This window comes from Longimicrobium sp., assembly GCF_036280135.1.
In the GTDB taxonomy this organism is placed as follows: domain Bacteria; phylum Gemmatimonadota; class Gemmatimonadetes; order Longimicrobiales; family Longimicrobiaceae; genus Longimicrobium.
The window spans coordinates 1-7,389 of sequence record NZ_DASURI010000608.1 but is presented as its reverse complement, the minus strand read 5'-3'; the positions used below and the strand labels follow the sequence as shown (position 1 = coordinate 7,389).

The window sequence follows — 7,389 nt, the reverse complement described above, 5'->3', positions numbered from 1 at the left end:
GTGTTGGCGCAGGATGCCTGGCATGTACCGGCACAGGAGGCCGCGCAGCTCGCGGCGGCAGGATCGAACGACGGTGCACACATGGCCGTCGTACAGCCGTGGAAGACCATGTGTGTCTGGCAGTTGTAGTCGCATGAAAGGTTGACGCAGGTGTTCTCCGTGTCGGCGCGGGCCTCGACGGTGCCGCGGGAGGCTTGGGCCTCCGCCGTGGCGAAAGAGACCACCAGCAGGTCCTCCAGCTTGAGCTTCTTCATCCTGGGTGCCTTTCCCGTGTTGAGAGCGAAGTTTTTGTAAGGGGCCGAGCGGCGAGCTCACACACACGCTCACGCGCCGGTCGGGACCGGGCACCAGGCCGGGGAGCAGGTCCCGCTGCAGGTGACCGCCGAGAGGCAGGTATCCGCCGTCGCGGTGGTGGACGGCGCCACGCCGCCGCCTCCGACCGTGAACGACGCCACCCGGATGTCGCCCACCCTGAGCTGCTGCTTGTGGTGCATTCAGTCTTCTCCGTGCTGTTGTGGATGGATCCCCGCGCGGGCGGCGCCGGCGCGGTCGGTGCCCGGCGCCTCGCGCGGCACGACGAGCGTGCGGCAGGTGCCGTCGCAGGTCGGGCAGCTGAGGGTCTGCGAGAAGCCGGGGAGGAACGCCCGCCCGCTGCCGGCGCACGTCGGGCAGGGCGCGGCGACCAGGCGCTCAGCCACGGGATGCCTCCCGGGCCGGGCGCCACATGATGGGGTGGGACGGCGCGACGAAGGTCCCGCTGCCCACGTAGAAGTTGCCGCAGGCGTAGTGGCAGGGGTGGACACCCGTGGAGCCGGGCTCGATCGCCTCGAACGAGCGGCCGTCGCGCGGGGCGCCGATCAGGCCCCGGCGCCAGCCGAGCTCCGCCAGGCGCTCGAACGCGTGGTACATCACCTTGAGCGCGGCCGCCTCGTCGGGCATTGCCGCCCCGCGCGCGGCCCGGAAGTCGGCGCTGGCGGCTACGAGGAGCGGGCTGATCGTCGCCCAGTATCCCTCGTAGGTCTGCTCCTGGGGCGAGTCCTCCCGCGAGTCCAGGCGCGGGTCCGCCAGCAGCGCGGCGGCGGCGCCGAGGGCGGCACGCGTCCACGCGTTGTCGCCGACGCGGGGGCCCTCCAGGTGGACCGCGCAGCCCGTGTCGAAGTGGAGCGCCTGGGCCGCGAACGCGCCTGCCGGTCCGAACGGGTCCGCCTCGATCGTGCACCCGACGCGGCCCAGCTCCCAGCTGGCCACGGTGGCACCGGCGGGGAGAACCAGCTCTCGGGGATGATCGCCGCCGGCCTGGGCGCGCGCGGTGCTCACGCGACCCTCCGGGCGCGGCGCGCCGGCAGCTCCGAGCGGGTGCGTTCCTCAAGGAGAGCCGCGGCGTTGGACGCGCGCGGCCCGCGCGAACGCGGGCGGGGCGCGGACACCGACTCGGCGGAACCCGCCACCTCCTCCCCGGGGGCGGCATCAGCCGCTGCCTGCGTCGCGGGGGTCTTGAGGGTTTCCAGCCAGGCAAGGAAGGAGGCGTAGTCTTCGGCGCCGGCAGCCTCGTCCTCCTGGCGGGGGGTGGCGCGATGCGTCGCCTGCTGCTTCTGCTGCTCGGCCGCCCACCGCGCGTCGTCCTCGGCGCGCCAGCGCGCGACCGCGAGCTCCACCTGCTCCACCGTCTCGGCCGGCGTCCAGGGGTCGAACACACGCTCACGTGCCGGCTCGCCGGCGAGCAGCGCCCAGACGTGGTCCCGCAGCTTGTCCTTGTCGACGCCCTTCTCCCAGGCGTCCTCCACGCCGTCGATCACCAGCGCCGTCAGCTCCCCCGCGCGCGCGTCCAGGCGCGCGAGCGCGGGGTACGCGTGGGCGGTCCCCGGCTCGACCAGGTCGGGCTGGGAGTTCGCCTTCGCGTGCACCTGGAGCGGGGCCGCGAACTCGATCCACTTCCCCAGCTCCTCGGCGACGCGGGCGTAGGACTGACCCTTGTCCCCGTACACGGGACCCTCGGGACCCTTCTGCAGGGTCGCCAGCAGCCGCGCCGCGGCGTCGGGCTCGTCGTAGGCCAGCCGGCCCAGGAGCGTCAGGAAGTCCGTCTTCAGCGCGCTGTGGCGCTCGTACTCCGCATCCAGCAGCTGCCCCATTTCCGCGTGGATCATGATCAGAAACCCTCCGTGTGGGGTTCGAGCTCGGCGACCAGCGCCTCGAGCTCCGCCTTCTCCAGCTCCGCGAGCGTCTGCCCCGCGAGAGCGTAGTCGAGCACCGGCCGCATCTCCTGGTTGAGCATGCGCGCCCACCGCTCCACGTCCGCGGACTCCGGCCGGTGCACCGACACCCCGTCCGCGAACTCGCGCAGCGCGCGGAACGCCTCGCGGAACAGCCGCTCTGCCGGGGACAGGCGCGTCACCTCGTCGCGCTTCTCCACCTCCGCCAGGCGCGTGGTGAGCTCCATCACCTCGTCCACCGACGCCTTGTGCTGCTCCTGCCCGAGCCGCAGCTGCTCGTTGAGCGCCGCGATCTGCTCGGCCAGATCCTCCATCGCCTCGCGCAGCTCGGCCTGGTGGTCCGCGTCGACCGGCACCACGCGCCCGTCCGGGAACGTCCAGCTGCCGTCCTCGAGCCGCGGCAGCTGCTCCGGCGCCGCGGCCCGCAGCGCACGCCGCGTCTGCCGGTTCAGGCCCAGCTCGGCCGCCAGCTCGATGAAGTCCGAGCCCAGCTGCTCCGCCTCCGCCAGCCGCTCGTCCATCGTGCTCCTGGTCGTGCCGAGCGCCCGGCAGAACTGCTCCCAGGTGAGGCCCAGCGCCGCGTAGGAGCCCTCCTCCTTGATCCGCGCGAGCTTGCTCAGCATCGACGCGTCCGCGAACGCACGCACCAGGTTGAAGGCCTGCGCCTGGCCCACCTCGTGGACGAGGGCGAAGACGCCGCGGCTCTCCTCCGGAACGCCCGCCAGGAGGCTGTCCAGAGTGGAGGGAAGTGCCGCCGGGCGGCAGTCGCGCTGAACGAGCGTCGGCATGTTCACTGGGTTTTCGCCTTCCTGGACTGCCGCCCGGCGGCAGTCGTGGCACCGCGGGACACCGGGCGGGCTTGCTGCTGCCGCTGCCGATAGCTCAGGACGGAATCGAGCTTGTAGAAGCCCCGGCCCACCCGCTCGAATGCGCCGCGCAGGGCGGCCTGCCGGACGCTGTCGTGGTTCTGGTACTCGAGGATCTCCGCGACCCGGGCGGTGCTCAGTCGCTCATTCCGAAGCTCGGATTCCGTCACTTCCACAACGACAGGCTTGATCTCCATCCCCGCGTGCCCCTAGGTTGTAGTCTTGATACGGGCGATGCGTATAACCCGTGACTATCAAGAGTATAAACCCTTTGGGTCGGCTTCGTCAAGGATATCAAGACTAAGTGCCGGGACATACGAAAGAACGCGTCGAGAAAGCGACGCGTCTCCGGGAGCTCGTCCGCTATGCCAACGAGCGAGCAGGGCGAAGCTTAGCGGAGCTAGCTGCTGAGATCGGCAACGGCGTTAAGCCTCAGACTCTCCACCAGCTACTGGGGGGAGCTGTGCCGTACATGTCCACGCTTCTCGTGCTGGAAGCTTGGGCCGCTCAGCAGCAGCAGGCTCGTGTAGGTGGCGGCGGGCGGAGAGAAGGGGATGGAGGGGCACAAACGCTTGAGCCGTCCGAGTCGAGTGTAGTCGAGCGGATAGTCCGAGAGTTCGCTGAAGCGGAAGCTCTTGTCACGGTGGGTGGGACGCTGTCATATAAAGACATTGTCCTGGCATTCACGAACAGGGTCCTCCAGGCTGATGTGACGGACCCGGCGGAGTGGGACCTGGCTGCAGCGTATCAGAAACACCTAATGGCCCGGCACGAGAGACTCACGAATGCCCACGCAGGAAAAACTGGTGACCCCCGCATTACTAGCCCGGAGGCTCGTTCGTAAGGCTCAACGGCGGGTGCCCAGCTTTGGGCTGACCAAGCTTCGGCCCGCGGACGTCTGGCTGCTTCTCGACGCCGCGAACCTCTCGGTCGTTCGCGAGGATATAACACCAGCCTGCTTCCCCGTCCTTCGTCTTGGGGCGAGCCCCGGAAGTGTTGGGCGGGACCTCGTCGTTAGGGCGTCTCTCAGTGAGCCAGCCGTGGTCTGGTTGGCGCTACGAGAGGTCGCGCGCGTTTGGGGAGGGCATGCGCTTTCGGCTGCTTGTGCTGCCGATCTTTTCGCGACCGTCGGCGCCTTCTACCACATACAAGAGGAGCCCAGTTGTGTCCGAGCGGTTAACCCCCGCTGGTTCGACCGGAACTGGAACCTACTTCTCTGTGAAGCCGCGGCGATTCCCCTCGCAAGGCCGAAGTCGGTTCCAGCCTCGGAGGTGTACCAGCTCGGCCGCGACGCTCGCAATGCCGCCAACTATCCGCTCGCAGCGACGCTCCTGCGCCGTGCTGCGAAGATGGGGGAGGCGGAAGCTGATCTAATGACTGTTGCACGCAGCTGGACTGCGCTTGCGACGGTAGAGTACCACCAGGGGCGGTTTCCTCGTGCTCGGCGGTGCAGCGCGCGCGCTCTACGTGTTATTGAACGCGACGCATCGCTCAACGGACAGCTGCCGCTAACGCTCCACGATGCGTTTACGATCGAGGTGGACGCGGGACAGTACGCCAGCGCGGTCTCGTTAGCCGAACGCGCGCTAGTGCACTACGACCGTAGCTCGCAGCCATTCTTATGGTTTGTACACGACGTCGCGTGGGCGTTGATCACCCTCGGGTACCACCTCCGTGCTCTTCCGGTCCTCCGTCACCTTCATGCGATGGTGCATTCCGAAGCGGACCGGATTCACGCGCTCGGGAACCTCGTTGTTGCGAGCGCTGGGGCGGGGGATGTGGTCGCGTGGGAGGAGTCGCGGCGAGTACTTGAAGCGCTGTTGCTTCAGGCCGAAGCTGAGGACTCGGTGCCACGCGGGTACCTGTCTTTAGCGCAGGCCGATCTGGTACTAGGGCGGTGGAAAACTGGCGAATCAGCGGCTCTTTGTGCTGCTGAGGAGGCGGCGCGGCGTGGCCAAGTCGACATAGAGCTACGCGCACGCACTCTTCTGGAGGGCGCCCGAAGGCGCACCTCGCCAGCGGCGGTGAAGCCGTTGCCTGAATCGGTCGCGGCCCGGTGGGACGAACTGGCGCGAAGACTCGAGAGCGAACTCGCGGGCCTTCGCGCCGCGAACGACAAGAGCTGCGCAGGGTCGTCGCTGCAGCCCGGGACGAGTAGCTTACGTGCCTGAGCCGATCGGCCCCCCGCGGCCGGAGGTGTCGGAGCTAGTCGTGGCCCCTCCACCGGCCGGCACCGGTGGTTTCGGCTGCGGCTCGGCAATCGAATCGGCAGTGGCGGCTGGCCGCGCGTTGTGAGGGCTAGCGGTCGTGGGAGAAGATTCAGAGCCCGGCCCGCACGAGCTCAGTGCCCCGAGCAGCAGGAAGGCCATACAGAGCCTGCCGGTGCGGCTAGTCTTGCCCGTCCTTCCACCGGACGAGCCGACGGTACCGCGATCAGTAGCAGCTTTCATTGGCGAACCAAACCTCATGACAAGGGTTTCCGAAGGGAGGGCAATTAGCGACAGATGACTGGGGAGACAGTATACTCGTTCAACCGCAGATGCCAAGCTCCTCTGCATGTTTCCGCTGTGGTCCTTCTCGCGGGACTCACCAGCGTAGGCGGCTGCGACGGCGTCGGGAGGGCTGACACTTCGACGGCCGGGAACGCAAGCGCTGCTTACGCACAGGCAGGAAGTCGGGTGGCTGTCCTGGGAGACGAGCTGCATGACCAGCGGCTGCACACGCTCGTGAGCCGGCGTGCGTCGGTAGCCACTGAAGTGCTGGAGCTTTCCGCACGTTATCCCGACCTCCTGCAGTCGGCGCTCGCCTACACTGCAGTCCGCGAGGCGCAGAACGTCGTCCGCTCCGCCGCCTTCGAGGACTCCCTGATCTTCACGTTGAACGTCCAGGATCTCGGGCTCGCTGGAAAGTTCATCATGGGGACCGTTGCCAATCTCGGCACCTCCGACGTGGAGTCCATGGTGCTCGAGGTGAAGAGCCGCGGCGGTTCCGCCGACGCCTCGGCCGAGAAGCTGTTCGTGCGCGAAGGGGTGAGCGGAGGCACCGTGGAGCGTCTTAGCGACTACACGCTGCTGCCGCCCGGCCCGGCGTCCGCGCGGGTGATCTCCATCACCTTCGAGCCCCCGCCCACGCTCCCGTAAAACTCCTTTCGCAGGTTTCCCCAGTTTCTCACACGCCGTCCACACGGCGCTTAACGTTGGGCCTCGCAGAACCGCGAGGCCCCTTTTGTTGTCCGCTGTCCCCGCCTCCCGCCGGTTCCTCCCCTGCGTTCATCCACGCAGCTCCACCCTGACGCGCTGATGATCATCCTGGACCCTGGCCACGGCGGCGCGCGCCCCGACGGCCTTCCCGGCATCGACCGCGGCGCGAGCGCCGGCGGACACAACGAGTCGGACGTGGCGCTGCTCTATGCGTCGGAGCTGGCGCGCGCACTGGCCGCGCGCGGTGTGTCGACATGGTCCACGCGCACGGGCGAGAACCTGTCGCTCTCCCTCCAGGAGCGGGTGCGCCTGGCCAACGCCAAGCCCGGGGCAGAGGCGTTCGTCTCGCTGCACTGCAACGCGAGCGGGAGCCCCGCGGCGGAAGGGTTCCAGGTCTTCCACGCGCGCGGCTCGGAGAAGGGCGCGCGGCTCGGCGCGTCGATCGTCCGCGCGGTCGCCGCGGGGATCATGGGCCTTCCTCGCGCCCCGCTCGTCTTCCCCGACCAGTCGGTCCACTGCGGGTACACGCAGGCGGCCCGCGCCCACATCGAGACGCTCCGCCCCGACCTGTCCTGGGAGAAGAAGGACGAGGCGGTGCGTGCCCGGTTCGGCAAGACGAACGGGTACCGCCGGCTGCTCGTGCTGCGCGAGACGCAGATGCCCGCCGTCCTGGTGGAGCTGGACTTCCTCACCAGCCCGGCCGCGCGCGAGCGGCTCCTGGACGACGGGTACCGGCGCGCGCTCTCGGACGCGATCGCCCTCGGCATCTGCCGGTGGATCCACCCGTTCGCCGACTGGTAGCGCCATGGGCAAGAAGAAGGGGAAGCAGCAGGCGGACGGCGCCCAGGAGCGGCTCTCCGACCGGGACATCCTCAAGGAGACGGAGCGCTTCGAGAAGGCCAAGCGCCTGGAGGGCCGCTGCCGCGCGATCGCCTCGGGGACCCAGGCGCGCATCGTCGGCGAGCTCGTGCTGCGCGAGGCGCGCGAGTGGGACGGCTCGGCGGCGGGCGAGCCCGGGATGCACGTGACGCTCGTGCAGGCGGAGAGCCGGACCGTGGACGAGGCGGGGCTCTACGCCGCCATGACGCCGCGGCAGCGGACGGTGGCGTTCCG

Annotated in this window: 10 protein-coding genes; 3 read left to right on the top strand and 7 right to left on the bottom strand. The window is 69.0% G+C overall.

The genetic code is table 11. From position 1 onward, the window contains the following. The 7 genes from VFZ20_RS19735 to VFZ20_RS19705 form a co-directional block, all read right to left on the bottom strand. Window positions 1-254, bottom strand: a 254-nt coding sequence (locus tag VFZ20_RS19735) for a hypothetical protein (protein ID WP_329685653.1), incomplete at its 3' end; no start/stop codon positions are given. 69 nt (window positions 255-323) lie between these two features. Then, window positions 324-494: a hypothetical protein gene (locus VFZ20_RS19730; RefSeq protein ID WP_329685652.1), complete on the bottom strand. Its 171-nt coding sequence runs from the start codon at window positions 492-494 to the stop codon at window positions 324-326. Next, window positions 495-698, bottom strand: coding sequence for a hypothetical protein (locus VFZ20_RS19725; protein WP_329685651.1), 204 nt, complete (start codon window positions 696-698; stop codon window positions 495-497). It lies immediately after the preceding gene. Beyond that, entirely contained in the window at window positions 691-1,317 is a 627-nt protein-coding gene (locus tag VFZ20_RS19720; RefSeq protein WP_329685650.1) for a hypothetical protein, read from the bottom strand. The genes VFZ20_RS19725 and VFZ20_RS19720 overlap by 8 nt, the downstream gene beginning before the upstream one ends. Beyond that, window positions 1,314-2,144, bottom strand: coding sequence for a hypothetical protein (locus tag VFZ20_RS19715; protein WP_329685649.1), 831 nt, complete (start codon window positions 2,142-2,144; stop codon window positions 1,314-1,316). The genes VFZ20_RS19720 and VFZ20_RS19715 overlap by 4 nt, the downstream gene beginning before the upstream one ends. 2 nt (window positions 2,145-2,146) lie before the next feature. Beyond that, window positions 2,147-2,998 carry a hypothetical protein gene (locus VFZ20_RS19710; RefSeq protein ID WP_329685648.1) on the bottom strand — a complete coding sequence of 284 codons (852 nt, stop codon included), beginning with the start codon at window positions 2,996-2,998 and terminating at the stop codon, window positions 2,147-2,149. A 2-nt stretch (window positions 2,999-3,000) separates the two neighbouring features. Continuing rightward, entirely contained in the window at window positions 3,001-3,273 is a 273-nt protein-coding gene (locus tag VFZ20_RS19705; RefSeq protein WP_329685647.1) for a hypothetical protein, read from the bottom strand. 2,481 nt (window positions 3,274-5,754) lie between these two features. Between VFZ20_RS19705 and VFZ20_RS19700 the strand changes: the two genes are divergently transcribed. From VFZ20_RS19700 to VFZ20_RS19690, 3 genes are all read left to right on the top strand, one after another. Beyond that, window positions 5,755-6,216: a hypothetical protein gene (locus VFZ20_RS19700; protein WP_329685646.1), complete on the top strand. Its 462-nt coding sequence runs from the start codon at window positions 5,755-5,757 to the stop codon at window positions 6,214-6,216. A 159-nt stretch (window positions 6,217-6,375) separates the two neighbouring features. After that, window positions 6,376-7,077: an N-acetylmuramoyl-L-alanine amidase gene (locus VFZ20_RS19695; protein ID WP_329685645.1), complete on the top strand. Its 702-nt coding sequence runs from the start codon at window positions 6,376-6,378 to the stop codon at window positions 7,075-7,077. A 4-nt stretch (window positions 7,078-7,081) separates the two neighbouring features. Continuing rightward, window positions 7,082-7,389 (top strand): hypothetical protein (locus tag VFZ20_RS19690; protein ID WP_329685644.1); only part of this gene is annotated, 308 nt, incomplete at its 3' end.

What these genes read in the sequence shown, in the direction of transcription:
- VFZ20_RS19695 (WP_329685645.1), top strand. Translation starts at nt 6,376, where the DNA reads ATGATCATCCTGGACCCTGGCCACGGCGGCGCGCGCCCCGACGGCCTT.
- VFZ20_RS19705 (WP_329685647.1), bottom strand. Translation starts at nt 3,273, where the DNA reads ATGGAGATCAAGCCTGTCGTTGTGGAAGTGACGGAATCCGAGCTTCGG.
- VFZ20_RS19715 (WP_329685649.1), bottom strand. Translation starts at nt 2,144, where the DNA reads ATGATCCACGCGGAAATGGGGCAGCTGCTGGATGCGGAGTACGAGCGC.
- VFZ20_RS19710 (WP_329685648.1), bottom strand. Translation starts at nt 2,998, where the DNA reads ATGCCGACGCTCGTTCAGCGCGACTGCCGCCCGGCGGCACTTCCCTCC.
- VFZ20_RS19730 (WP_329685652.1), bottom strand. Translation starts at nt 494, where the DNA reads ATGCACCACAAGCAGCAGCTCAGGGTGGGCGACATCCGGGTGGCGTCG.